Source organism: Pseudomonas sp. zbq_18 (assembly GCF_043102245.1).
Classification (GTDB): Bacteria; Pseudomonadota; Gammaproteobacteria; order Pseudomonadales; family Pseudomonadaceae; genus Aquipseudomonas.
This window is the reverse complement of sequence record NZ_JBICIT010000010.1, coordinates 1-25,408: the sequence shown is the minus strand read 5'-3', so window position 1 is coordinate 25,408 and position 25,408 is coordinate 1. Positions and strand designations below refer to the sequence as shown.

The following is a 25,408-nucleotide window of genomic DNA, read 5'->3' as shown; positions in this document are numbered from 1 at the left end:
TTTTTGCTGCACAGCGGGACGTTAAAAATTTTGCACACAGGCTAGCCGGCGCATTTTGCCTCGGGTAGCATGGGCCCACTTCGTAAAAAATAAAGAACATAGGTTCAAATATGGCGCACACTCCCTACCCCCAGTCCTACTACGCAGCCTCGGCCAACCCGGTTCCGCAGCGTCCGGCCCTGCAGGGTGAGACCGAGACCGATGTCTGCATCATCGGCGCCGGCTACACCGGCCTCTCCACTGCCCTGTTCCTGCTGGAGAACGGTTTCAAGGTCACCATCGTCGAAGCCGCCAAGGTGGGCTTCGGTGCCTCGGGCCGTAACGGCGGCCAGATCGTCAACAGCTACAGCCGCGACATCGATGTGATCGAGCGCACCGTCGGCCCCAAGCACGCCAAGCTGCTCGGCGACATGGCCTTCGAAGGTGGCCGCATCATTCGTGAGCGCATTGCCAAGTACGATATCAAGTGCGACCTGAAGGACGGCGGTGTGTTCGCAGCCAACACCCCGAAGCACATGAAACACCTGGAGTCGCAGAAGAAACTATGGGAACGCTACGGCCATACCCAGCTTGAACTGCTGGATGAGAAGCGCATCCGCGAAATCGTGGATACCGACACCTATGTTGGCGGCATGCTGGACATGAGCGGTGGCCATATCCACCCATTGAACCTGGCGCTGGGCGAAGCGGCTGCAGTGGAGTCCCTGGGCGGCATCATCCATGAGCAGAGCCCGGCGATTCGCGTCGAGCGCGGCGCCAACCCGGTGGTGCACACGCCGGAAGGCCGTGTAAAAGCCAAGTTCGTGGTCGTCGCCGGTAACGCCTATCTGGGCAACCTGCTGCCGGAACTGGCCAGCAAGTCCATGCCCTGCGGTACCCAGGTAATCACCACCGAACCACTGTCCGACGAGCTGGCCAAGAGCCTGCTGCCGCAGGACTACTGCGTCGAGGATTGCAACTACCTGCTCGACTACTATCGCCTGTCCGGCGACAAGCGTCTGATCTTTGGCGGCGGCGTCGTCTACGGCGCCCGCGATCCGGCCAACATCGAGGCGATCATCCGCCCGAAGATGCTCAAGACCTTCCCGCAGCTCAAGGACGTGAAAATCGACTACGCCTGGACCGGAAACTTCTTGCTGACCCTGTCGCGCCTGCCCCAGGTCGGCCGCCTCGGCGACAACATTTATTACTCCCAGGGCTGCAGCGGTCACGGCGTGACCTACACCCACCTGGCCGGCAAGCTGCTGGCGGAAACCCTGCGCGGCCAGGCCGAACGTTTCGACGCCTTCGCCAGCCTGCCACACTATCCGTTCCCGGGTGGCCGCTTGTTCCAGGTACCGTTCAGCGCCATCGGCGCCTGGTATTACAGCCTGCGCGACAAGCTCGGCGTATAACCCACGCGAAAATAAAAACGGCGCCAATGGCGCCGTTTTTAATTTCAGAGCAAAGGTCAGATCGCCAGAATTGCCTGGGCCAGCTGCATATCATCTGCCTGCAACCCCGGAAGCTTGCCGCGTATGTGCGTCAGCGCAGCCTCCAGGTGGGCACCTCGAATTACACCCTCACTGGCAACGAAGCTTGCAGCGTCATCCTTGGCCTCCCGCACCACCTTATCGTCACCGAAGCTCGACGACGTGAAATCGGTAGTCCCCTCAACTGTATTGACCAGCGCATCGGTAGTGACCACAAAGCTGGTCGCCCCCACCTGCAGACTGCAACCCAGAACCATTGCCGCCAACCAGTACTTGCTTTGCATAGTGCGAACTCCTGTAAACGAAGATGAAACCCTGGCAACAGACTATCCAGCGTCTCAATCAAGGTATAGCAGCCAAACGCCGCCCCTGACGAAAGCTAAGGTAAAATGCCGCCTGCCTTCCAGTCCTACCGGCCCCTTATGCAAACCGCCCCCCTCTCCCGTCGCTTTTCCGTCGCCCCGATGATGGATTGGACCGACCGCCACTGCCGCTACTTCCTGCGCCAGCTGTCTAGCCATGCTTTGCTCTACACCGAAATGGTCACCACCGGCGCCATTTTACATGGCGATAGGCAGCGTTTTCTGCGCTATGACGAATCCGAACACCCGCTGGCCTTACAGCTGGGCGGCAGCAACCCAGCTGACCTGGCGGCCTGCGCCCGGCTCGCCGAGGAGCAGGGTTACGACGAGGTCAATCTGAACGTTGGCTGCCCAAGTGACCGGGTACAGAACAACATGATCGGCGCCTGCCTGATGGCCCATCCACAGCTGGTGGCAGATTGCGTCAAGGCGATGCAGGATGCCGTCAGTATCCCGGTGACGGTGAAACACCGTATCGGCATCAACGGCCGCGACAGCTACGCCGAGCTGTGCGACTTCGTCGGAACCGTTCATCAGGCCGGCTGCACCAGCTTTACCGTACACGCGCGCATCGCCATTCTCGAAGGCCTTTCGCCCAAAGAAAACCGCGAGATCCCGCCACTTCGCTACGAAGTAGCCGCGCAGCTCAAGCGGGATTTCCCGCAACTGGAGATTATCCTCAACGGCGGCATAAAAACCCTGGACGAATGTCGCGAGCACCTGCAGAGCTTCGACGGCGTGATGCTAGGGCGTGAGGCCTACCATAACCCTTATCTCCTGGCCGAGGTCGACCAACAACTGTTCGGCCTGAACCAGCCGGCGATTACCCGATCCGAAGCCCTGAGCCGGATGCGCCCCTATATCGAACGCCACATAGCCGAGGGCGGCGCCATGCACCATGTAACCCGTCATGTACTCGGCTTGGCGCAAGGCTTTCCGGGGGCACGACGCTTCCGTCAACTGCTCTCGGTGGATGTGCACAAGACGGCCGAACCGTTGCAGGTATTCGACCAGGCCATTGCGCTGCTCAACGGACGCTGAAAGCCCGCGCTAGACGTTGAGCCCCCGGCGACGCTCGGGTAAGGTCAGGGGCATTCAACGACAGGGCTCCGTCATGACCAGCAAACTGGAACAACTCAAGCAGTACACCACGGTCGTCGCCGATACGGGTGACCTCGATGCCATCACCCGCTTGAAACCGGTCGATGCCACCACCAACCCGTCGCTGCTGCTCAAGGCGGCCGCCCTGCCCCGTTATGCCGAGTTGCTGAATCAGGCGGTCGATGCCGGCAAGGGTGACCTGGGCCTGGCCTGCGATCATTTCGGCGTAGCCGTGGGCCAGGAGATTCTGAAAGCCATTCCGGGGCGTATCTCAACGGAAGTCGATGCTCGACTCTCCTTCGATACCCAGGCCACCCTGCGCCGTGCCGAACGCATCATCGACCTGTATGACCAAGCCGGCATCGGCCGGGAGCGCGTACTGATCAAGATCGCATCGACCTGGGAAGGCATTCGCGCCGCCGAGCAACTGGAAAAAGCCGGCATCCAGACCAACCTGACCCTGCTGTTCTCCTTTGCCCAGGCCGTGGCCTGCGCCGACGCCGGCGTATTCCTCATTTCGCCCTTCGTCGGGCGCATTTACGACTGGTACAAAAAAGCCGAAGGGCGCGACTTCGCAGGCGCCGAAGACCCAGGCGTGCAATCCGTTTCGCGCATTTACCAATACTACAAGGCCAATGGCTACGACACCGTGGTGATGGGAGCCAGCTTCCGCAACCTGGGTCAGATAGAGCAATTGGCCGGCTGCGACCGACTGACAATCAGCCCCGATCTACTGCAACAACTGGCAGATGCCGAAGGCACACTGCCACGCATCCTCACCCCCGAGGCTGGCGAGCCTCGCCAGTCGCTAAATGAATCGACCTTCCGCTGGGCCCTGAACGAGGACGCCATGGCCACCGAGAAGCTGGCCGAAGGTATTCGCCTGTTTGCCCGCGACCAGGAAAAACTGGAAGTATTGCTCGCCAAACGCAGCTGATCACAGCCCAATAAGAAGGGGCGATATCCGCGAGGATATCGCCCCTCTTTCATGCCTGGACTTAACTCAACTACGTTCCAGCGCACTCACCAGATCATGAAAGGCCTCGCGATTGGAATCGTTGAGCCCCATCAGGATACGGTGCGCCTCCAGCACTTTGGCCTTGACCACCTCTTCGGACTGGTCCTGCGAGGGCAAATCGCTCAGGCACTCCGGACAGGGCACGGGGCGGTCGACGATATTGAATACCTGATCGAACCCCATGGACTGCAACAGACGCGTGATGTCCTCATGGGTAGTAACCACGGTGGGCAGCAGGCCGATCTTCTGTCGAGAGAGGATGGAAAGCTTGGCCAGCAGACCAAGCGTGGTGCTATCGATGCTGCGGGTTTCCGTCAGGTCGATGACGATCGCCGAAAAGTTCAGCGCCGCAAAAATCTTCTCGATTGTCGAATCCAGCGCTGAACACAGCGTTAAACGAACTTCGCCGACGAACTTCAGAACGAAGGTACCGTCCTGCTCCGCAAACTGGATTCTACCGGGGCTATTCCCAGGATTCATGCAAGGTTCCTGCTCAACACCAGCAAGGCGATATCATCCGGCATATCATGCAGATTGGCCAGCCCGAGCACCTGACGCAGGCCGTCGAGCAAGCCCCCCGCCTGCGCTACCAGCTCAGGCAACTTAGCCTCTTTCTCTTTGAGCGTGTCACCAGGCAGAAGATCCAGGATGCCGTCGGACATCAGCGTCAGGCTGAATGACTTTGGCAGCTCCATCACCAAGTCGTTATAGGTTGCCTCGGCAAACAGCCCTACTGGCAACCCGCGACCGTCCAGGTAGCTGGCCTTGCCTTCACTAAACAGCACAGGCAATGGCAAATGCCCACCAATGCTGTAGGTCAATTGCCCACTCTGCTCGTCGATCACCCCACCGAGCATGGTGACATGCTTGCCCAGCTTACAGTTGATCAAGCCGCGGTTAATGTGACCGAGCACATCGGATGGTTTGAACTCGGGCAGCACACCATTGCGCTTCCACTCATAGAGAAGACGCGTGGTCATGAACTTGAGCAGCACGGTGACAAAAGCCGAAGACGCTCCGTGCCCGGAGACATCCGCCAGATAGAACGCCACCCGATGCTCGTCTACGCGGAAGTAGTCGACGAAATCCCCAGAGAGGTAAAGAGAAGGGATGATCTGATGGGTGAACTGCAGATCATCTGCCTGCCAGGGCGTGACCGGCAGCATATTCATCTGTACCTGGCGTCCGGCGTTCTGGTCCTCTTGCAGTAGGTGCAAGCTGGCCTGCAACTCACGGTTCGCGGCCTCCAGCTTGTCGCGATAACGCTGGTTCTCCAGGCGCAGCTGATAACGATCAAGCGCGCGGCGTACCGAGTGTTCAAGTACGGCGAGGTCTTCAAGGGGCTTGATCAGATAATCAGCAGCGCCTAGCCGCAGCGCTTCGACCGCATCACTCATCACACCTGCGCCGGACACCACGATTACCGGCATATCGCTGGTCAGCTTGTTGATGCGGCGGATCAGTTCCAACCCATCGACCTGCGGCATGCGCAGGTCGCAAATGACCAGGTCAGGCTGATCACGCTCGAAAACTTCCAGTCCCTGCAACCCGTTTTCGGCCTGCAAAACCTGGAAACCGCTGTCTTCGAGGTAAGCCGCGAGACTCGCCCGCACGACCTCATCATCATCGATTATCAGCAGCTTGGCGCTGGGATTGTGCATGGGCCATCCAGGCAAACGACGCCGGAGAGAGATTGACAAATAGTGCACCGAGCCAAAGAAAACATCTGTGCTCGATCGATTCAAGGCGCAGACGGTACTCCCATCCGCAGGGCGATTCAAGCCGCTGCCGATTGTCGTCAGCCGCCTTTACACCTCAAATCGGCGGGGGTTATAAGACCTTCGGGGAGCGCCCAAAAAACAAGAGGAAGGGTTAATGAGCCAGAACGACCATGCCTATAGCGAGAAACGCGATTTCATCCGCATGCGACTGGAAGCCCCAGTCACGTTGAAGCATGCAGGCCAGGAAATTCAGGCCCATTGCCTGGACTTGTCCAGCACCGGCATGCAACTGGAAGCTCGCTGCCAAGTCGCCATGGGCGACCGGGTGAGTGTGTTGATCCCTTCCGAACACAGTGAATTAAAAGGCCTGGAAGCCGAAGCCGAAGTGGTGCGAATCAGCACCCTGGACGACGGACGAAGCTCCATCGGGCTCGCCATACTGACCATGACTTGAAACAAAAAAGGCGGCCGAGGCCGCCTTTTTTCACACCGGACGAAAGCCTCAGAAGTCGTCGACCACTTCGCCATCCTTGACGCGGAACTCGCGATTCTGCAGGTAGGCGTTACGAATGAAGATGTACTTGTCGCCGGTGATCATCTTCTCCGCCGACAGCAGGCTGGCGCGGGTGTCGACCACATCGACCGCACGGGTCACGTTGCGGGTCGGCACGTGGTCGATGTAGGGATAGGGCTCCAGGAAACCGTCCGGAATTTTGGCTGGGGCATCACGCAAGGTGCTTGGGCCGAGGAACGGGATCACCACATAGGGGCCGCTACCCACGCCCCAGGCGCCGAGCGTCTGACCGAAATCTTCGTCATTGCGCTGCAGGCCCATTTCGCTGGCCACATCGAAGAAGCCCAGCAGGCCGAAGGTGGTATTGAAGACCAGGCGCCCGGTATCCACCCCCGCGTCGTGCAGTTTGCCCTGCAGCAGGTTGTTGGCCAGATTGCCGACATCGCCGATGTTGTTGAAGACGTTGTGCACACCATCTTCGACGAACTGCGGGGTAACCGCCTGGTAACCCTTGGCGATCGGCTTTAGGGCATAGGTATCGAGTGTATCGTTGAAGGTGAATACCGGCCGATTGAAAGACTCCCAGGGGTCGTCCTCGGCATTGGCGGCCAGCGGCAGGGACGCCAGCAGCGCGCAGGCGCACAGGCGGGTCAGACGGTCGATCCAGCTCGCACCGGTCATTGGCATTTGCAGTCTCTCCTTGGCATCAGTAGTGTGGCGGCCCGCGGCCAACCCAGGTTGCGCAGTATAAACGCCACCGTTCCCAATAAGCAGCAGCCTAGCGGAGTTGAACATGTCGGAAAAACGCCTACTGCATACGGCTCATATCCCGGTGCGTTGGAGCGACATGGACAACTATGGCCATGTCAACAACACCATCTACCTGGAATACGTTCAGGAAGCCCGCGTCGAGTGGTTCGCCAGTATCGGTATCGAGATTGATCACGCCCCGCAGGGTCCCGTTGTGCTGCAAACCCTGCATACCTACCTGAAACCCGTGGTGCATCCGGCCACAGTGGTCATTGAGCTGTACGCTGGCGCGGTCGGGCGCAGCAGCCTGGTGGTCGAACACCGCTTGAGCACGCTGGAAGAACCTGACGCCTGTTACGGTGAAGGCCATTGCAAACTGGTATGGATTGACCATGCCGGCAACCAGTCAGTGCCGGTGCCCGAGCCTCTGCGCCGGGTAATGGGCGCCTGAGCGTCATGTAATCGTCATACCTGCTCGCTACCCTGCCCGCCTCACTCAGGGAAGCGAGCTTGCCATGACCGCGCCAACCTTCAACGCCCTGCTATTCGGCCTGACCGGCTGCCTGGTCGACCATGGCGCGCGCACCCTGCCAATCGCCCAGCAACACAGCGGCCTGCCTGAGCGCCCCTCGGATCTGAACCACCCCGACCTACTGCCAAACCTGCTGGCCAGCGCCGACGAATGCGCCGAACCTCTGCCCAGCGTCTGCGACCTGCTTGACGATCTGCAACGACAAGGCATGCCATGTGCCTGGCTGGATGAACTGCCGGACGCTGCGACCCAGCGCCTTGCCGCCGTACTGCCGAGCGGATTGCATGGCAGTCGCCTGAACGGCTCGCGTCCCTGGCCGGCACCGGACGCCGTTTGGCACACATTAAGCGAGTTGCAGGTCGACAGCCTGCAAGGCTGCGTATTGATCGCCAGTGATCCGCGCCTGCTACAAGCCGGCCTGAATGCCGGACTGTGGTGCATCGGCCTGGCTACCTGCGGCCCCCTGTGCGGCCTGGCCCTGGGGGACTGGCAAGCGCTTGCCGCCGCCGAGCGCGAGAAACTGCGCGCCCAGGCCACCCTGGAGCTGTACAGACTCGGTGCTCACTCGGTCATCGACCACCCCGGCGAGCTACCGGCCTGCCTGAGCGACCTGGCCATCCGCCGGCACAAAGGCGAAAAGCCCTGACACGCAAAACTTGCTCTGGATCAGGCAGGCCGCAACAGCCTGGATTAACCTTCAGGTAAAGAGAGCGAACCCGAGACGCTATAAACGGGTCAACTCTGCAGTAGCCCAGAAGGAGACGATTATGTCCGCACGCCTGCAGCAACATTTCCAGCGACTACGCGAGGAGCTCGCCAACGACCTGCCACTGGATATCGAGGATCGCGCCGCACTGCTTGAGCTGATGCAGGAAATCGACCTGAAACTGGCCAAGGAACTGGCCAGCGACCCCGACGCCACCCTGGTCGACGGCGTCAACCTGGCGGTGGAGCGCTTCGAGAGCCAGCACCCGACCCTCACCGGCACCCTGCGCAATATCCTGCAGAGCCTGGCCAACATGGGCATCTAGCCCCAGCGCCCAACAAAAAGCCCGCATCTGCGGGCTTTTTCGTTACTGGCGCACCATCCGGCGGTTGTCCGGCGCGATCGCCTCGGTGCTGCGATAGGGATTGATGTCCAACCCACCACGGCGCACGTAGCGCGCATAAACGGTCAGCTTCTGCGGCTTGAGCAGGCGCTGCAGGTCGAGGAACACCCGCTCCACACACTGCTCGTGGAAATCCTGGTGCTGACGGAAGCTCACCACGTAGGCCAGCAGGCTCACCGCATCCAGGCGCGGGCCACGGTAGTCGACGACCAGCGTGCCCCAGTCCGGCTGACCGGTGACCGGGCAGTTGGATTTCAGCAGGTGGCTGTAGAGCACCTCTTCCACCACCTGATCGCCGCAGCACAGCAGCTCCGGCCGAGGATGGGCGTAGTCGCTGACCGCGATCTCCAGGTCGTCGATGCAACGCCCCGGCAAGGCTGCCACGCCCTCGGCGGCCACTTCGTCCAGGCCACGCACGCGCACTGCTACCGGCGCACCGGCGCAGGCGGACAGGTCGCGGATCAGCACAGCCTCGACGTCCGCCGGGCTGGCGTAGGCGCTCTGGTTCAGCGAATTGAGGTAGAGCTTGAACGACTTGGATTCGATGATGTTCGGCGAGTCGGCCGGAATGGCGAATTCACCGATAGCCACCATCGGCTTGCCGGAAGGTGTCAGCCAGGAGAGCTCATAACAGTTCCAGTAGTCCACGCCCTGGTACGGCAGCTTGCCGGCCGCCAGCCCCAGCTCGGCCCACTTGGTGGTGCGAGAAATGGGGAACAGCAGTTCGGGGGCGTACTGGGAGACGTACTCGCTGGATTTGCCCAGCGGCGAGTGTTCGGCGGGATGCTGCATGGCGGTGGCCTGAGAAACGAAAAACGGCGGGCATTGTACCCCATGCCCACCGCCCTCTCGTCACCCGTAGCCCGGATGCAACCTGGGAAGCAGACTAAATTCGGGCTAAAGGCTGGCTTACCCCCCTCTCCCGTTCACGGGAGAGGGCTGGGGAGAGGGTAAATGGCCCATTGCCCCTCTCCCCAAAGTGGGAGAGGTGTGCCTCACAACCAGAACTTCAGGCCCACCACCCAGGCGCCCTCCTCGTCGTGCTCGCCCTCCTCGCGCAGCCAGTCGCCCGTGCGGCCGTAGGTCTTCTCCCAGACGTAGCCGACATAGGGCGAGAACTGCGGGCTGACCCGGTAGTTCAGGCGCAAGCCGGCCTCCAGCGTGCTGCCACCGGCGCCGATGCCCAGATCGCGGTCGTCGGCCAGGGCCAGGTCGTACTCCAGCTTGGGCTCCAGTACCCAGCGCTGGGTCAGCAGCAGTTCGTACTCGGCCTCAACGCGCAGCGACGGATCGCCACGCTCGCTGACGAACAGGTTGGCATCCAGCTCGATCCACTGCGGCGCCAGGCCCTTGAGCCCCAGCACCGCATAACTGCGCGCCGGGCCCGGCTGATCGTCATGGCGCACACCGGCCTGCCAGTCAAAGAACTCCGTGGCCATACGCCGGTAGAGCAACTGGGTCTCGCTCGACTCGGTCGGCCCGCCATCGGAACGCTCGCCGCTGCTTTTCAGCACCAGCTTGTGCAGGTCATTGCCGTAGGTGCCTTCGACCTCCCAGCTCAGGCCCTGGTCGTCACCATCGAAGCGCTGCTCCAGATGATCAACGCTGAGCTTGGCCACCGGCATGGCATCCATGTGTTGCTCCATGGCCAGCACCGGGGTGGCCAGCAGCAGCGCCGGCAGCAGATTAATGGTGCGCATGTTCACTCTCCTTGGCGGCCGGCTGCTCACTGTAGAAGGGCTGGGTCGCGCCCGTGGCATCCTCCACCACGATCTTGCGGAACATGCCACTGGCCATGTGGTAGATCAGGTGGCAGTGGAAAGCCCACTCGCCCATGGCGTCGACCGGCACGTCCACTTCAACGGTCTGGCCGGGCGCCACGTTGACGATATGTTTGAGCGGATTGAACCGGCCGTTGCCCTTGTCCAGCTGCATCCACATGCCGTGGAGGTGCATGGGGTGGTTCATCATGGTCTGGTTGACGAAGCGAAAACGCACCCGCTCGCCAAACTTGAGGCGGATCGGCTCGGCCTCGGAGTACTTCACGCCGTTGAACGACCAGAAGTAGCGCTCCATGTTGCCGGTCAGCTGCAGTTCGATGGTACGGTCCGGCGCCCGGTAGCCGGCGGCCGGGCGCATGGCCTTGAGGTCGCCGTAGACCAGCACGCGCCCACCGTCCACAGGCTCGGGGGCGATACCGCTGCCTGCGGCGTAGTCCGGATTGTTCGCCTGAGCCATGGCCGCGTGATTCATCGCGCCATGATCCATGCCGGCCATCTGCGAATGGTCCATCCCGGCCATCGCCGAGTGATCCATGCCCGCCATATCCGAGTGATCCATACCGCCGTGATCCATACCGGCATGGGCCATGCCCATGTCGGCCATGGTCAGCAGGCGCGGCTCGCGCAGCGCCGGCACTTCGCCCTGCATGCCAGGGCGCGGCGCCAGAGTGGCGCGGGCATAGCCACGCCGGTCCATGGACTCGGCGAACAGGGTATAGGCCTTGTCCTCGCGCGGCTGGACGATCACGTCGTAGGTCTCGGCCACGGCGATGCGCAGCTGATCCACCACCACCGGCTGCACATCGTTGCCGTCGGCCTGCACCACGGTCATGGCCAGGCCGGGGATGCGCAGGTCGAAGTAGCTCATGCCTGAGCCGTTGATGATGCGCAGGCGCACCCGCTCACCCGGCTTGAACAGCGCGGTCCAGTTCTGCTCGCTGTCGCGGCCGTTGACCAGGAAACGGAAGCCACTGACATCGGCAATATCGGTCTTGGCCATGCGCATGTTGCCCCAGTCCCAGCGGTCCTTGAGCGCCGCGCCCCAGCCATCGCGCTTGGCATCGCGGAACAGGTCGCCAAGGGTCGGCTGCTGGTCGTTGTAGTAGTCGGCCTGCTTCTTCAGGTTGGCCAGGGTGCGCTCCGGCTTCTCGTCCTGCCAGTCGAACAGCAGTACGGTGTACTCACGGTCGTAGCGGTACGGCTCGCGCTTCTTCGGCTCGACGATCAGCGGGCCGTAGATACCTTCCTGCTCCTGGAAGTCGGCATGGGCGTGGTACCAATAGGTGCCGGACTGGTTGAGGGTGAAGCGGTAGGTAAAGGTCTCGCCAGGCTGGATTCCGGGGAAGCTGATGCCCGGCACGCCATCCTGGGTGTAGGGCAGGATGATGCCGTGCCAGTGCAGGGCGGTCATGCGGTCCAGCCTGTTGGTAACGGCGATCTCGACCTCCTCACCCTCCTGAAAGCGCAGCTCCGGCGCCGGGCTCTGGCCGTTGACGGTCAGCGCCGGGCGCACGCCGTCGGAAAAGCGCACCTGGCCCTCGTCGATCACCAGTTCGTAGCGGCCGGCCTGGGCGCTGAAACTCGTACCCAGCAATAGGCAGATCAGCCATTTCCTCACGGTTGCACCTCCAGGTTGCCGACCATACCCGCCTGGTAGTGGCCCGGCAGGTTGCAGGCGAACTCCAGACCGGTAGCCTTGCTGAAGGTCCAGGTCAGCTCGGCACTTTTGCCTGGGGCAATCATGACGGTGTTGGGATCGTCGTGGGCCATCTTGCCGTGGTCCATCCCAGCCATGTCATGGCCCATCTTCGAGTGGTCCATGGGCACGATGCCGTTCTCACCAATCATGCCCATCTGCTGCATCATCAACATGTGCTGCTGATGCTCGGCATGCATGGCGGCGTCGCCCAGGCTGAACTCATGCAGCAGGCTGCCTTCGTTCTTCAGCACGAAGCGCACCGTCTCGCCAGCCTTGACCTGCACCGAAGCCGGCTCGTAGTACATGTCGCCCAGGGTGATCTCGACGGTGCGCTCGGCCTTGGCCGCAGGTGCCGGCTGGCCAAAGGCGTAGTGCCCCGCATCGGCCAGGGCGGGCAGGCTGACGGCGCAGAGCAGTGGCAGGAACAGGCGTACGGACATGGCGAAACTCCTTCAATCGTTTTCGCCACTCTAGGCAGCCGCAGCTGGCGCTAAGCTGACGCGAAGATTACATCTTTGTCAGCTTGGCCCTGCCTAGCCCTTGGCTGGCGTATAAAGCCGACTGTCATTGCCCTGAGTTGCGCCATGAAATTGTTGATTGTCGAAGACGAACCCAAGACCGGCCAGTACCTGCGCCAGGGCCTGAGCGAGGCTGGTTTCGCCGTCGAACTGGCCCAGGACGGTCTTGGCGGCGAGCACCTGGCGCTGTCCGGCGACCATGACCTGTTGATTCTCGACGTGATGCTGCCCGGCCGCGACGGCTGGCAGATTCTCGCCAGCGTACGCGCCGCCGGCCTGGCCACCCCGGTACTATTCCTCACCGCCCGCGATGCCGTTGAAGACCGCGTACGCGGGCTGGAAGGCGGCGCCGACGACTATCTGGTCAAGCCCTTCGCCTTTACCGAGCTGCTAGCGCGGGTGCGTAGCCTGTTACGGCGCGGCAACGGCGCACCACAGGAGCACCTGCTGCAAGCCGCCGACCTGTCCCTCGACCTGCTGCGCCGTCGCGCCGAGCGCGCCGGCCAGCGCATCGAGCTGACCGCCAAGGAGTTCGCCCTGCTGGAACTGCTGCTGCGCCGCCAGGGCGAGGTGCTGCCCAAGTCGCTGATTGCCTCGCAGGTGTGGGATATGAATTTCGACAGCGACACCAACGTCATCGAGGTCGCCATTCGCCGCTTGCGCAGCAAGGTTGACGACGGCTTCGCCGCACCACTGATCCACACGGTGCGTGGGATGGGCTATGTGCTGGAGGTGCGCGCCTGATGTCACTGGCCAACCGATTGGCGCTACTGTTCGCCGCCTGCGCTGCCGCGGTGGCCCTGGTGGCCGGCGCGCTGTTCACACGGGCCAGTGAAGCGCACTTCGTCGAGCTGGATCAGCAACAGCTGCAGGGCAAACTGACGGTATTGGCCGAGCAGCTGCAGGGCGTAACCAGCCGAGAAAACCTGGCTGCAAGGCGCCCACAACTGGAGCAGGAACTGCAACGCCACCCCGAACTGGCCCTGCGTATCCAGGGCACAGACGGCCAGCTATGGTTCACCAGCCACGCCGTGCTCAGTCACCTGCCGCCGAATAAGCAACACATCAGCCGCTGGCAGCACCAGGGCAGCGACTTTCGCGTGATCGAGGAGCGACTGGACAGCGGGCTGCAACTCAGCCTGCTGCTGGACATCACCCACCATCAGCACTTTCTGGCCCAGATGCAGCGACTGATCTGGCTTTGCGTCGGTCTCTCGGCGCTGGCCACCGCGCTGCTCGGCGCGTGGGTGGCGCGCCGCGGCCTACGCCCACTGCGCCGGATGACCGGCGTGGCACAGCAGGTGTCGGCGCAGTCGCTGACCACCCGCCTGCCGCTGGACGGCATCCCGGCCGAGCTGCAGGAGCTGACCGAGGCCTTCAACGCCATGCTGGCGCGCCTGGAAGACGCCTTCGCGCGCCTCTCGGCCTTCTCCGCCGACATCGCCCACGAGCTGCGCACGCCGCTGTCCAACCTGCTGACCCAGACCCAGGTGATTCTTAGCCAGCCACGGGCACTGGAGGACTATCGCGAAGCCCTGCATTCGAACCTCGAAGAGCTGCAGCACCTGGCGCAGATGGTCGGCGACATGCTCCTGCTGGCCAAGGCCGACAACGGTCTGCTGCAAACCCGCCGTGAACCCTTGATGCTGGAGGCCGAGTTATCGGCCCTGGCCGACTACTTCGCACCACTGGCCGAAGAGACCGGCGTGCGGTTGACGGTCGAAGCCTGCGGTCAGCTCGACGCCGATCGCGTGCTACTGCGCCGGATGCTGTCCAATCTGATCGACAATGCCCTGCGCTTTACCCCGTCTGGCGGAGAATTGCGCCTGAGTGCCACCCCGACCCGCATCGAAGTGGCCAACCAGGGGCCACAGATTCCACCCGAACAATGCGAGCGCCTGTTCGATCGCTTCTACCGGGCAGACCCGGCACGCCGTGAAGGGGGCACCGAACATGCCGGGCTTGGCCTGGCCATTGCCCGTTCCATTGCTCAGTCACACGGCGGCGTCCTGGCGTGTCGGTCTGCCGAAGGCTGGACGCGTTTCATCCTGGATCTTCCGCCCGCCCCACAAGGCTGAGCATCACGTCAAGGTTGCATCCAGCGCTCCTGCGTGTACCATCCCGCGCCCCGAAAAATGCAGGAGACAACACCTTGGTTATTCACTACTCCACCGCGCCAGACAGCGTCGCCTGCGGGCGCACCGGGTCGAGCCTCAACACCACCACAGAACAAGCCCAGGTTTCCTGCAAGCTGTGCCTGCGTGCAGGCGAGAAGAAAGCCCAGGCACCCGTCAACAAGACCCCCAGCCTGGCCGAGCTGCGTGCGGCGGCCAAAGCCGCCAAGGTCGAGCCGGTCACCGCTGCCGCCACACTGACTGCGCCGGCGCCGCGCAAGTCTGTACGCAGCGAATGGGCGCAGCGCCTGGAGCAGCTGCCGGGCCGCAATCGCCTGCCACGCGGCGTGGCCCGCCAGAGCGTCAGCTAAAGGTTGCCAACGGGGCGGACGTCAGGCCGGCGCCGCCCTGCCGGAAATGGCAATGGGCACACACCCACATCCTCCGGGCTCAACGCCGCGCATTCACCGGAGACGACCGGCATTTTTGGCCTTTCCAGGCTCCTAGGGGGCAGTGCAGCCCACGGTCAGCTGCAAAGGCGCGCTCGGGTAGCTGCCGATGCTGGTGACTGCGCTGCATTGCACCGGCGGCAGGGTACGCAGAAACGCAGGGTCCGGCTGAGCCTGCAGCGGCCCTGCGAGCAAAGACCCCGGCATGATGGTCTCGCCAGGCTCCAGGCGCAGCGGCACGCCATCGAGATTACCCACCACGACGAAGCGATTGGGATTGCGCACCGAGAGCAGGCGCAGGCGCGGCGATGCGTCAGGGAACAGCTCCTCGAGCCGGGTTCCGGGCCAGCTGGCGCCGCCGCGGCACTCGTAAGCGTTCGGCGCCGTGCGCACCAGATCGGGGTCGACCACCTCGACCCGCGCATTCATGTCGAGCCGCCCCAGCCACTGCGGATTGCCCGCGCGGTTGCCCTCGGGGTCGGCCACTTCGCTGAGGAAGGCAATATCGGTGGTTTGCGCCACCACGAACGTTCTCTCGCCACGGTGCTGGCGAATATCCTCCGCAGCGGCCAGCGGCGGCGTCGGTTCGGGGTCCAGGCGCAAACGCGCATTGATATCCGGCTGGCAGCCCGCGTCGCTGGGCGAAGCGCATTCACTCAAACGCTCCTGTGTATCGCTGATGGCCGAGCACAGGTTGCAGTGGCCATCCAGGCAGGTGCTGCCACCCACGCTGCAACTCCCACTGGAGCTACAACGCTCCAGGGTGGGCAGGTTGCCATCGGGATAACGGCAGAAATCGGGATGCCTCGGTCTTTCGGTGTCCCAGGTAATGGTCACCGTGTCGCCGGGGCAAGCCAGTGCCGGTGTGGCGTTGAACTCGCCCGGCGGCATGCCCGCCAGTCCGGAACGGTCGAGGGTGCAGCCGGCCAGCGGCAGCAGCAGTGCCAGCAGCAAGAGATGGGTTTTCATGGATCAGCCTCCCTGCGAACGATGCCTGTTACAGGCATAGCCGCTGGGGGCTCACCCGCAAGCTGCCGCGACCAACGGCCCCACTAGTGTTGCGGCAGTTCCGCGCTGAGCTGGGCGATTGGCCGCCAGCGGCGCAGCAGCATATACAGCGTCGGCACCACGAACAGGGTGAAGAAGGTGCCCACCAGCAGGCCACCGACGATGACCATGCCGATCTGCTGGCGGCTCTCGGCGCCGGCGCCGCTGGCGATGGCCAGGGGCACCGCGCCGAGGACCATCGCCCCTGTCGTCATCAGGATCGGCCGCAGGCGCTGCAGCGCCGCCTCCAGCACCGCCTCGCCCAGTTCGCGGCCTTCGCGCAGCCGGTGATTGGCGAACTCGACGATGAGGATGCCGTGCTTGGTGATCAGCCCGATCAGGGTCACCAGGCCGACCTGCGAATAGATGTTCAGGGTGCCGCCGAACAGGGTCAGCGCCAGCAGCGCGCCGGCCATCGACAGCGGCACACTGAACAGGATGATCAGCGGGTCGAGGAAGCTCTCGAACTGCGCCGCCAGCACCAGGAAGATGAACACCAGGGCCAGCACGAAGATCAGCGCCACCCCGCTCTCGGACTCCTTGAAGTCACGCGAAGTGCCGGTGTAGTCGAACTGGGTATCGGCCGGGAAGATCGCCCGCGCGCGCGCCTCCAGGTGATCCAGCGCCTGGCCCAGGGTGTAGCCGGAGCCGACGTTGGCAGTGACCGTGACCGCGCGCAGCTGGTTGAAGTGGTTGAGCTCGCGCGGCGCCACCGTCTCGCGCACCTCGATCAGGTTGGACAGCTGCACCATGCTGCCGTCGCGGCCGCGCACGTAGACGCGGTTGAGGTCGTCCGGGTTGCTGCGGTCGACGTCCTGCAGCTGCACCAGCACGTCGTACTGCTCGCCGTTCTGCTTGAAGCGGGTCACTTGGCGGCTGCCGAACAGGCTCTCCAGGCTGCGGCCGATGGTGGCCACGTCAGTACCCACCGCCACCGCCTGTTCGCGGTTGACCGTGACCTTGAGCTGCGGCGTGTTGAGCTTGAGGTCGCTGTCCAGGCTCTCCAGGCCCGGGTAGTCGCGCACCTCGGCCAGCAGCTGCTCGACGTAGGGTTGCAGCTCGGCGTATTCCAGCGAGGAGCGGATCACGAAGTTGACCGGCTGGTTGCGCGCGCTCTGGCCCAGCGGCGGCCGGTTGATCGGGAAGGCGCGCACGCCGGGAATGTCCTGCAGCTTGGGCAGCAGCTCGTCACGAATCTCGAACTGGCTGCGCTCACGCGCGTCCCAGTCCTCCAGTTTCATGAACGACAGGCCCTGGGCCACCGTGGGGAAACCGACGATGACCATGTAGCGGTTGGTCTCGGGGATGGAGGCATAGGCCTCCTCCAACTGCCTGGCGTAGCGACTGGTGTAGCCCAGGGTGGCGCCGTCCGGGCCGTTGATCGAGCCGACGATGGTGCCGGTGTCCTCGGTCGGTGCCAGCTCACTGCGCAGGCCGAGGAACAGCCAGGCGCACAGGGCGAGCATCGCCGCCAGCACCACCAGCACCAGCCACCAGGCGCGCAGCACCCGCTGCAGCAGGCGCCCATAGCTATGATTAAGCCGCTCCAGGCCGCGCTCGATGAGGTTGTACAGGCGGCTGTGGTGTTGCTGCGGCGAATGCGCCTTGAGCAGGTGGGCGCACATCATCGGCGACAGGGTCAGGGCAACGAAGCCGGACACCAGCACGGCGCCGGCCAGGGTCCAGGCGAATTCGGTGAACAGCTTGCCGGTGGTGCCCTGCATAAAGCCGATCGGCGCGTACACCGCGGCCAGGGTCAGGGTCATGGCGATCACCGGGAAGGCGATCTCGCGGCTACCGATGAAGGCTGCCCGCATGGGGCTCATGCCCTGCTCGATGTGCCGGTGAATGTTCTCCAGCACGACGATGGCGTCGTCCACCACCAGGCCGATGGCCAGCACCATGGCCAGCAGGGTCAGGGTGTTGATGGAAAAACCCATCAGCGCCATCAGCGCGCAGGCACCGATCAGCGACACCGGAATGGTCACCAGCGGGATCAGCGTGGCGCGCAGCGAGCGCAGGAACAGGAAGATGATCAGGATGACCAGCAGCACCGCTTCCCAGATGGTGGTGTAGACGTTGCTGATCGACTCGCGGATGAACTGCGAGTTGTCGTTCGACACCTGCATCTGCATGCCTTCGGGCAGCAGCTTGCGCAGGCTGGGCAGCGCCTGCTCCAGGCCATCTGAGATATCCAGTGGGTTGGCCGTGGCCTGCTTGACCAGGCCCACCGCCAACGCCGAACGGCCGTTGAAACGCGCCAGGGTGCGCTCGTCGGCGGCGCCGATTTCGGCATGACCGACATCGGACAGGCGCAGCAGGTAGCCGCGCGAGTCGTCGAGGATCAGCTGGTTGAATTGCTCGGGGGTCTGCAGGTCGGTTTCCGCCAGTACGGAGAACTCGCGCTGCACCGACTCGATGCGCCCGGCGGGAATCTCCACGTTCTGCCGGCGCAGGGCGTCCTCCACGTCCTGCACGGTGAGGTCATGCGCGGCCAGCTTCTCCGGGTCCAGCCAGATGCGCATGGCATAGGTGCGCGCGCCGCGGATCAGCACCTCGGACACGCCGGGAATGGTCTGCAGGCGATCCTGCACCACACGTTCGATCACGTCGGTGATCTCCATGGCGGAGAAGCGTTCGCTGTAGAAGGCCAGCCAGATCACCGGCTGGGCGTCGGCCTCGACCTTCTGCACCATGGGCTCGTCGATCTCGTCCGGCAGCAGGCTGCGCACCCGGCCCAGGCGGTCGCGCACGTCGTTGGCCGCCTCGTCGGAGTCGGTGCCAAGGCGGAACTGCGCGGTGATCTGGGTGCTCTCCGAGCGACTGATGGAGCTGACGAAATCCAGCCCCTCGATGCCCGAGAGCACGTCCTCAACCGGCTGGGCGACCTGCGATTCCATGATCTCCGGGCTGGCGCCGGGGTACATGACGTTGACCGTGACGATCGGCACGTCGATGTTGGGGTATTCGCGCACCGCCAGGCGCTCGTAGGCCAGCAGGCCGAGCAGCACGATGATCAACGACAGCACGGTGGCGAACACCGGCCGGCGAATGCAGATGTCGGAGAGGGTCATGGCGCCTCACTCCGCGGCTCGCTGCGCACCTCACGGCCCGGCGCGACCTTCTGCCAGCCGGCGCTGATCAGCGTTTCGCTACCGTCCAGCCCCTCGACCACCTCGGCCTTGCCGCGCTGGCGCTGGCCCAGGCGGATCTGCCGGCGCTCGACCTTGCCGTCCACGACCAGGTTGACGAACAGCAACTGGCCCAGCGGCATCACCGCCTCTTCCGGAATCAGCAAAGCCTGCGGGCGCTCGGCGAGGATCACCGAGACCTTGACGAACTGCCCGGGCTTGAGGCGCTGGTCGGCATTGGCCACCTGCGCGCGCAGCGCCTGGCTGCGGCCGACTTCGTCCAGACGCGGGTTGAGGGCGATGATTTCGCCACGGAAACGCTCGCCGGGATAGGCGTCCAGGCTCAGCTCGATGGCCTGCCCCAGGCGCACCTGGCTGACCGCCTTCTGCGGGATGCGGAAGTCCACCTTGAGCGGGTCGAGCACTTCCAGGTTGACGATATCGTCGCCGGCGCTGAGGTAGTCGCCCACGCTGACCAGGCGCAGGCCGAGCACGCCGTCGTAGGGCGCGCGGATCTGCGTCTTGTCCAGCCGCGCCTGGGCCAGGGCCAGACTGGCGCGTGCCGCCTGCAGCTGCGACTGCGCTTCGTCGAGAGTCTGTGCATTGCTGGCGCCGCGCTTGAACAGCATCTGCGTGCGTTCGAAGCTCTTATCGGCCAGGTCCAGGTTGGCGCGGGCCTGGGCCAGTTCGGCGCGGGCAATGGAATCATCCAGGCTGACCAGCAACTCACCGGCCTTGACCGCCTGGCCTTCGCGGAACTGCAGGCTGGCGACACGGCCGTCGACTTCCGGGCGAATCATGGTCGACTCGTCCGAACGCAGCGAGCCGAAGGTCACCAGTTCGTCACGCACCAGCGCCCGCTCGGGCTGCACCACTTCCACCCGCGGAGGTCGCTCGGCCAGGGCCGCAGGCGCGGTAATGACGAGCAGGGAGGCGATGAACAGGGCATGGCGGCAGCGGGTTGTCATCGAGCGACCTCTTGTTGTCCAAGCGGTCGAGTTTAGCGATGCCTCCCGGGCTTGCCGAGCGTCTTAAATGTTACCCAATGCTTACTGGCGCATGCCGCGACCGCTCTGCAGCAGGCGGATGCAGACGATATAGAGCACCGTGCTGGCCAGCAGCATCATGCCGATGGCGATGCCGATATTGATGTCGGACACGCCGAGGATGCCGTAGCGGAAGGCGTTGACCATGTGCAGGATGGGATTGGCCAGCGACACGTGCTGCCAGAACTCAGGCAACAGGCTGATCGAGTAGAACACCCCGCCGAGGTAGGTCAGCGGCGTCAGCACGAAGGTCGGAATGATCGAGATATCGTCGAAGTTGCGCGCGAACACCGCATTGATAAAGCCGCCCAGCGAGAAGGTGATCGCGGTGAGCAGGATCACCAGCACCGTCACGCCCAGGTGGTGTACCTGCAGGTGGGTGAAGAACAGCGACAACAGTGTGACGATAAAGGCCACCGCCAGACCGCGCAGGGCGCCGCCGATGGTGTAGCCAATGAGGATGGTATGCGGCGATACCGGCGATACCAGCAACTCCTCGACGTTGCGCTGGAACTTGCTGGAGAAGAAGCTCGACACCACGTTGCTGTAGGAGTTGGTGATCACCGACATCATGATCAGGCCGGGCACGATGAACTCCATGTAGGAGTACTGCCCCACGCCGCCGACCTGACTGCCGATCAGGCGGCCGAAGATCACGAAGTACAGGGCCATGGTGATGGCCGGGGGCAGCAGGGTCTGCGCCCAGATGCGCATGAAACGGCGCACTTCGCGGCGCACGATGGTTTGCAGGGCAATCCAGTTGGAGCTGAGTTCCGGACTCATTGCGCCACCTTCTTCGCCAGGTTCTTCTCGACCAGGGACACGAACAGCTCCTCGAGACGATTACTCTTGTTGCGCATGCTCAGCACTTCGATGTTCTGCGCCGCCAGCTGGCGGAACAGCTCGGTGACGCCCAGGCTCTTCTCCACCTGCACCTCCAGGGTGTGGTGGTCGACCAGACTGGCCGGGTAGCCCACCAGCTGCGGCGGCACCAGCAGTGACTCCTTGAGATCGAGCAGGAAGGTTTCCACATGCAGGGTCTTGAGCAGCGCCTTCATGCTGGTGTTTTCGACGATCTGGCCGTGGTCGATGATGCCGATGTGGCGGCACAGCTGTTCCGCCTCCTCCAGATAGTGCGTGGTGAGAATGATGGTGATGCCCTTCTGGTTCAGCTCGGTGAGGAAGCTCCACATCGAGCGACGCAGCTCGATATCCACACCGGCGGTGGGCTCGTCGAGGATCAGCAGGCGCGGCTCGTGCACCAGCGCGCGGGCGATCATCAGGCGCCGCTTCATGCCGCCAGAGAGCATGCGCGCAGCTTCGTTGCGCTTGTCCCACAGGCCGAGCTGGGTCAGGTACTGCTCGGCACGCTGCTTGGCCACGCCCTGCGGGATACCGTAGTAACCCGCCTGGGTCACGACAATGTCGAAGACCTTCTCGAACTGGCTGAAGTTGAACTCCTGCGGCACCACACCCAGGCAGCGCTTGAGGCCGGAGGGGTCGCGATCCAGGTCGTGACCAAAGACGCTGACCGTGCCGCCGCTCTTGTTGACCAAGGTAGAGAGGATGCCGATGGTCGTGGACTTGCCCGCCCCGTTGGGACCAAGCAAGGCAAAAAAGTCGCCCTCAGCGACCTCAAGGTCGATGCCCTTGAGGGCCTGAAAGCCGTTGGCGTAGGTCTTGGTGAGCTGCCGGATGGACAGTGCGCTACTCATGAACAATACAAGCCTTGCGAAAAGAGAAAGGTTTGATACGCCGCTACCGCCGCCAATGCAACCAGATGTTTCGGCGAGAGCCCGATCACTGCCCGGCACCCTATCAAGGCCGGGGCCAATCATGAAGTCGCAATCACCAATCTTGATTATCAACAGGCTCGATTATTCGCCACACACCAGCAAGGCTAACTGAACGGTCTACCCTGAGGGTTGTCACTACCACCAAGCGGCGAGCGCACCCACACTCACTGCGCGTGCCTGCCGCACCCGCTGGCCCCACTCATGGGGCCGGACTCATGGAGGATTACGCATGCTGGCTGTCTGGTTGTTGCTGCTTGTCATCGGTGTGGCCGCGCTGGCCTATCGGCGCGTTTCTGTGCCCATCTCGCTCACCCTGGTCGCCGTTTTCCTGAGCCTGCTCGCCCTCTCTGGCGATGCGCCGGGTTGGGCGTTGTTGATCCTGTGGCTGCTCTGGCTCGGCGTCGCCGTGCCGCTGTTCCTTCCCGAACTGCGCCGCAAGACCATCACCGGCCCCTTGTTCACCTGGTTCCAGAAAGTCCTGCCGCCGATGTCGAATACCGAGCGTGAAGCCATCGAGGCCGGCACCGTGTGGTGGGATGGCCAGTTGTTCAGTGGCAAACCGGATTGGCAGGTACTGCTCGATTACCCCACCACCCGACTCACGGAGGAGGAGCAGGCCTTTATCGACGGCCCAGTGGAAGAGCTGTGCGCCATGGTCAGCGACTGGGATATCGGCCAGCACCTCGACCTGCCCGACAAGGCCTGGAAACACATCAAACAGCATGGCTTCTTCGGCCTGATCATTCCCAAGGAATATGGTGGCAAGGGTTTCACCGCGTTCGCCCACTCGCAGGTGGTGATGAAACTCGCCACCCGCTCCGGCGACCTGGCCTCCACCGTGATGGTGCCCAACTCCCTGGGCCCGGCCGAGCTGCTGTTGCACTACGGCACCGATGAGCAGCGCCAGCACTACCTGCCGCGCCTGGCGAGCGGTGAAGAGATCCCCTGCTTCGCGCTGACCGGCCCGCTGGCAGGCTCCGACGCCGGTGCCATGCCGGACACAGGCATCGTCTGCAAGGGCCAGTGGAACGGTGAAGAAGTCATCGGCCTGCGCCTGACCTGGGAAAAGCGCTACATCACCCTTGGCCCCATCGCCACCCTGCTGGGCTTGGCTTTCAAAGCGTACGACCCGGATCACCTGCTCGGTGAGGAGGAAGACCTGGGCATCAGCCTCGCGCTGATTCCTACCGACACCCCCGGCGTGGAAATCGGCCGTCGCCACCTCCCGCTGGGCGCAGCCTTCATGAACGGCCCCAACGCCGGCAAAGACGTGTTCGTGCCGCTGGACTACCTGATCGGCGGGCCGCAATACCTCGGCAAGGGCTGGATGATGCTGATGAACTGCCTGTCGGTCGGCCGCTCCATCTCCCTGCCGGCCGGCGGTACTGGAGCCGCCAAGTTTTCCAGCCTGGTCAGTGGCCAGTACAGCCGGGTACGCGAGCAGTTCGGCGTACCACTGGCCGCCTTCGAAGGCATCCAGGAAGCCCTGGCACGCATTGGCGGCAATGCCTGGATGATGGACGCCGCTCGTCGCCTGACGGCCAGCGCCGTCGACCTGGGCGAGAAGCCCTCGGTGCTCTCGGCCATCCTCAAGTACCACCTGACCGAGCGCGGGCGCGAATGCATCGGCCACGCCATGGATATCCACGGCGGCAAGGGCATCATCATGGGCCCGAGCAACTACCTGGGACGCTCCTGGCAGGGCGCGCCAATCTCCATCACCGTGGAGGGCGCCAACATCCTCTCGCGCAACCTGATGATCTTTGGTCAGGGGGCTATTCGCTGCCACCCCTTCGTGCTCGATGAAATGGCCCTGGCAAACCGCGAGGACAAGGCGCAGGCGCTGGTCGAGTTCGACGATCTGCTGCTGCGTCACGTCGGTTTTGCCGTGAGCAATGCCGCCGGCACCCTGCTGCTGGGTCTGACGCTCAGCCGCTTTGGCGATGTGCCAGGTGACAACCTCAGTCGCCCCTATTTCCGCAGCCTCAATCGCCTGGCCGCGGCCTTCGCCCTGCTCGCCGACTGCAGCATGATGCTGCTCGGCGGCGAACTGAAACGCCGCGAGCGACTCTCCGCCCGCCTGGGCGACGTACTCAGCCACCTCTATCTGGCCAGCGCTGCCCTCAAGCGCTACCACGACCAGGGCAACCCCGAAGCACTTCAACCTCTGGTTCGCTGGGCTCTGGAGGAAAACCTGGAGAAAGCGGAACACGCCCTGCAAGGCGTCTTGGAGAACTTCCCCAACCGCTGGCTGGGCTGCCTGCTACATGTACTGGTCTTCCCCCTTGGCCACCGGCATCGCGGTCCGGACGACGCCCTGGACGCCGAAATTGCGGCCATCCTCGGTCGAAATCCCGGCGATACGGCACTGGAAAACCTGCTGGATGGCTGTTTCCGTCCCAGCCAGCAGGATGATCCGGTAGCCGCTCTCAGCCAGGCCATCGAGCTTTTGGAGAGCAGCAAAGCCCTGCGTCGCAAGGTGGACAAGGCCGAACGTGACGGCCAGCTGCAGCCCGCCCCCGGGGAGAGCCTGATAGACGCAGCCGTGCGCCATGAGGTGCTCAGCGCCGAAGACGCTGCGCAACTGCAAGCGGCAGAGGACGCCCGCCGCAAGGTGATCGACGTTGATGACTTCGCCAAGGAGGATCTGAAACTCAGCCGCGCAAAGGTGCGCTGACGACAGCGCGGGCGCGGGGACTTATACTCCGCGCCCGTTTTCGCGTTAAAGGACACCCACCATGGCCACTGCCTACCTCGACCACCACCTCGCCCTGCTCGCCCACCTGCGCGGCATTCTGGTCGCCCTGGGCGAAGCTGAACTGGTGGAAGACGATACTCACGCCCTGTTCCTGGAGCGTTTCGACGAGCTGCTGGCGCAACTGCCAGTCGATCCGGAGAGTAGCCAGTACCTGGGCCAGGACATCATCAGCCAGGTGTTCCACCGTTACCCGCAAGTGGCCCACCTGGTGCCTCGTGACCTGCTGTGGTTCTTCGGCGGCGATTGCCTGCACTTTATGCCGGACGAAGAGATCGAACTGTTCCAGCGCCTTGACGAACGTCGCTTCGAAGCCGAAGAGAACGACGAGCCCTTCGACTGGAACCGCGAGAAGCAACTGCTGACCCTGCCCAGCGACAGCGCCAAGCACTGATCGCCGCCTACACAAAAGGCCCGCTGGCAATGCCGAGCGGGCCTTTTTCTGAACTAGTTGCGCACAAACGAAAACGCCACCCGAGTGGGTGGCGTTTCG

General features: G+C 63.4%; 25 protein-coding genes. 12 read left to right on the top strand and 13 right to left on the bottom strand.

All coding sequences use genetic code 11. The annotated features are described in order from the left end of the window. Positions 1-110 precede the first annotated feature (110 nt). On the top strand, positions 111-1,394 hold the full coding sequence (locus tag ACF8C6_RS08795) for an NAD(P)/FAD-dependent oxidoreductase (RefSeq protein ID WP_392498934.1): 1,284 nt from the start codon (positions 111-113) through the stop codon (positions 1,392-1,394). 56 nt (positions 1,395-1,450) lie between these two features. On the opposite strand, the gene ACF8C6_RS08790 is transcribed toward ACF8C6_RS08795, so the two are convergent. Beyond that, positions 1,451-1,756 (bottom strand): DUF2388 domain-containing protein, encoded by a 306-nt coding sequence (locus ACF8C6_RS08790; RefSeq protein ID WP_392498933.1) that lies wholly within the window; start codon positions 1,754-1,756, stop codon positions 1,451-1,453. A gap of 138 nt (positions 1,757-1,894) precedes the next feature. Here ACF8C6_RS08790 and dusA point away from each other — a divergent pair, with 138 nt between their 5' ends. Next, the gene (gene dusA / locus ACF8C6_RS08785; protein ID WP_392498932.1) at positions 1,895-2,875 is read left to right on the top strand and encodes a tRNA dihydrouridine(20/20a) synthase DusA; all 981 of its coding nucleotides are present in this window, start codon (positions 1,895-1,897) and stop codon (positions 2,873-2,875) included. Between the two features lie 73 nt (positions 2,876-2,948). Then, on the top strand, positions 2,949-3,872 hold the full coding sequence (gene tal, locus ACF8C6_RS08780; protein ID WP_392498931.1) for a transaldolase: 924 nt from the start codon (positions 2,949-2,951) through the stop codon (positions 3,870-3,872). A 66-nt stretch (positions 3,873-3,938) separates the two neighbouring features. On the opposite strand, the gene rssC is transcribed toward tal, so the two are convergent. Together rssC and rssB are read right to left on the bottom strand one after the other, a co-directional pair. Continuing rightward, positions 3,939-4,433, bottom strand: a complete 495-nt coding sequence (gene rssC / locus ACF8C6_RS08775; RefSeq protein ID WP_277691540.1) for an anti-sigma factor antagonist RssC — start codon at positions 4,431-4,433, stop codon at positions 3,939-3,941. Beyond that, positions 4,430-5,614, bottom strand: a complete 1,185-nt coding sequence (rssB, locus tag ACF8C6_RS08770; RefSeq protein ID WP_392498929.1) for a two-component system response regulator RssB — start codon at positions 5,612-5,614, stop codon at positions 4,430-4,432. Before rssB ends, rssC begins: the two co-directional genes overlap by 4 nt. A gap of 214 nt (positions 5,615-5,828) precedes the next feature. Here rssB and ACF8C6_RS08765 point away from each other — a divergent pair, with 214 nt between their 5' ends. Further along, complete coding sequence (locus ACF8C6_RS08765; protein WP_277691539.1) at positions 5,829-6,128, top strand: PilZ domain-containing protein; 300 nt, start codon at positions 5,829-5,831, stop codon at positions 6,126-6,128. A gap of 48 nt (positions 6,129-6,176) precedes the next feature. On the opposite strand, the gene ACF8C6_RS08760 is transcribed toward ACF8C6_RS08765, so the two are convergent. After that, the gene (locus tag ACF8C6_RS08760) at positions 6,177-6,875 is read right to left on the bottom strand and encodes a VacJ family lipoprotein (protein ID WP_392498928.1); all 699 of its coding nucleotides are present in this window, start codon (positions 6,873-6,875) and stop codon (positions 6,177-6,179) included. A gap of 106 nt (positions 6,876-6,981) precedes the next feature. Here ACF8C6_RS08760 and ACF8C6_RS08755 point away from each other — a divergent pair, with 106 nt between their 5' ends. The 3 genes from ACF8C6_RS08755 (at position 6,982) to ACF8C6_RS08745 (ending at position 8,501) form a co-directional block, all read left to right on the top strand. Then, positions 6,982-7,389, top strand: coding sequence for an acyl-CoA thioesterase (locus ACF8C6_RS08755; protein ID WP_392498927.1), 408 nt, complete (start codon positions 6,982-6,984; stop codon positions 7,387-7,389). A gap of 64 nt (positions 7,390-7,453) precedes the next feature. Next, positions 7,454-8,116 (top strand): HAD family phosphatase, encoded by a 663-nt coding sequence (locus ACF8C6_RS08750; RefSeq protein WP_277691535.1) that lies wholly within the window; start codon positions 7,454-7,456, stop codon positions 8,114-8,116. Positions 8,117-8,237: 121 nt separating this feature from the next. Continuing rightward, a complete protein-coding gene (locus ACF8C6_RS08745; RefSeq protein WP_392498926.1) occupies positions 8,238-8,501 on the top strand; it encodes a DUF4404 family protein in 264 nt (87 codons plus the stop codon). A gap of 42 nt (positions 8,502-8,543) precedes the next feature. Here ACF8C6_RS08745 and queF read toward each other — a convergent pair whose 3' ends face one another. The 4 genes from queF to ACF8C6_RS08725 all read right to left on the bottom strand — a co-directional run bounded on the left by queF (position 8,544) and on the right by ACF8C6_RS08725 (position 12,499). Beyond that, positions 8,544-9,371, bottom strand: coding sequence for an NADPH-dependent 7-cyano-7-deazaguanine reductase QueF (gene queF / locus ACF8C6_RS08740; protein WP_392498925.1), 828 nt, complete (start codon positions 9,369-9,371; stop codon positions 8,544-8,546). 203 nt (positions 9,372-9,574) lie between these two features. Next, positions 9,575-10,279, bottom strand: coding sequence for a copper resistance protein B (locus tag ACF8C6_RS08735; RefSeq protein WP_392498924.1), 705 nt, complete (start codon positions 10,277-10,279; stop codon positions 9,575-9,577). Next, on the bottom strand, positions 10,266-12,071 hold the full coding sequence (locus ACF8C6_RS08730) for a copper resistance system multicopper oxidase (RefSeq protein WP_392499055.1): 1,806 nt from the start codon (positions 12,069-12,071) through the stop codon (positions 10,266-10,268). The genes ACF8C6_RS08735 and ACF8C6_RS08730 overlap by 14 nt, the downstream gene beginning before the upstream one ends. Next, positions 11,975-12,499, bottom strand: a complete 525-nt coding sequence (locus ACF8C6_RS08725) for a plastocyanin/azurin family copper-binding protein (RefSeq protein ID WP_392498923.1) — start codon at positions 12,497-12,499, stop codon at positions 11,975-11,977. Before ACF8C6_RS08725 ends, ACF8C6_RS08730 begins: the two co-directional genes overlap by 97 nt. 144 nt (positions 12,500-12,643) lie before the next feature. Here ACF8C6_RS08725 and ACF8C6_RS08720 point away from each other — a divergent pair, with 144 nt between their 5' ends. The 3 genes from ACF8C6_RS08720 (at position 12,644) to ACF8C6_RS08710 (ending at position 15,062) form a co-directional block, all read left to right on the top strand. Then, positions 12,644-13,321, top strand: coding sequence for a heavy metal response regulator transcription factor (locus tag ACF8C6_RS08720; RefSeq protein ID WP_392498921.1), 678 nt, complete (start codon positions 12,644-12,646; stop codon positions 13,319-13,321). Next, positions 13,321-14,655: a heavy metal sensor histidine kinase gene (locus ACF8C6_RS08715; RefSeq protein WP_392498920.1), complete on the top strand. Its 1,335-nt coding sequence runs from the start codon at positions 13,321-13,323 to the stop codon at positions 14,653-14,655. Before ACF8C6_RS08720 ends, ACF8C6_RS08715 begins: the two co-directional genes overlap by 1 nt. Positions 14,656-14,729: 74 nt before the next feature. Next, positions 14,730-15,062, top strand: coding sequence for a hypothetical protein (locus ACF8C6_RS08710; RefSeq protein WP_392498919.1), 333 nt, complete (start codon positions 14,730-14,732; stop codon positions 15,060-15,062). 132 nt (positions 15,063-15,194) lie between these two features. Here ACF8C6_RS08710 and ACF8C6_RS08705 read toward each other — a convergent pair whose 3' ends face one another. The 5 genes from ACF8C6_RS08705 to ACF8C6_RS08685 form a co-directional block, all read right to left on the bottom strand. Further along, positions 15,195-16,109 (bottom strand): hypothetical protein, encoded by a 915-nt coding sequence (locus ACF8C6_RS08705; RefSeq protein ID WP_392498918.1) that lies wholly within the window; start codon positions 16,107-16,109, stop codon positions 15,195-15,197. A gap of 83 nt (positions 16,110-16,192) precedes the next feature. After that, entirely contained in the window at positions 16,193-19,261 is a 3,069-nt protein-coding gene (locus tag ACF8C6_RS08700; RefSeq protein WP_392498917.1) for an efflux RND transporter permease subunit, read from the bottom strand. Then, positions 19,258-20,286, bottom strand: coding sequence for an efflux RND transporter periplasmic adaptor subunit (locus ACF8C6_RS08695; RefSeq protein ID WP_392498915.1), 1,029 nt, complete (start codon positions 20,284-20,286; stop codon positions 19,258-19,260). The genes ACF8C6_RS08700 and ACF8C6_RS08695 overlap by 4 nt, the downstream gene beginning before the upstream one ends. A gap of 81 nt (positions 20,287-20,367) precedes the next feature. After that, entirely contained in the window at positions 20,368-21,147 is a 780-nt protein-coding gene (locus ACF8C6_RS08690) for an ABC transporter permease (RefSeq protein WP_392498914.1), read from the bottom strand. After that, on the bottom strand, positions 21,144-22,079 hold the full coding sequence (locus ACF8C6_RS08685; RefSeq protein ID WP_392498913.1) for an ABC transporter ATP-binding protein: 936 nt from the start codon (positions 22,077-22,079) through the stop codon (positions 21,144-21,146). Before ACF8C6_RS08685 ends, ACF8C6_RS08690 begins: the two co-directional genes overlap by 4 nt. A 310-nt stretch (positions 22,080-22,389) precedes the next feature. Between ACF8C6_RS08685 and ACF8C6_RS08680 the strand changes: the two genes are divergently transcribed. Both ACF8C6_RS08680 and ACF8C6_RS08675 read left to right on the top strand, forming a co-directional pair. Further along, positions 22,390-24,837, top strand: coding sequence for an acyl-CoA dehydrogenase (locus ACF8C6_RS08680; protein ID WP_392498912.1), 2,448 nt, complete (start codon positions 22,390-22,392; stop codon positions 24,835-24,837). 61 nt (positions 24,838-24,898) lie between these two features. Continuing rightward, positions 24,899-25,309: a PA2817 family protein gene (locus ACF8C6_RS08675; protein ID WP_277691517.1), complete on the top strand. Its 411-nt coding sequence runs from the start codon at positions 24,899-24,901 to the stop codon at positions 25,307-25,309. Positions 25,310-25,408 lie beyond the last annotated feature (99 nt).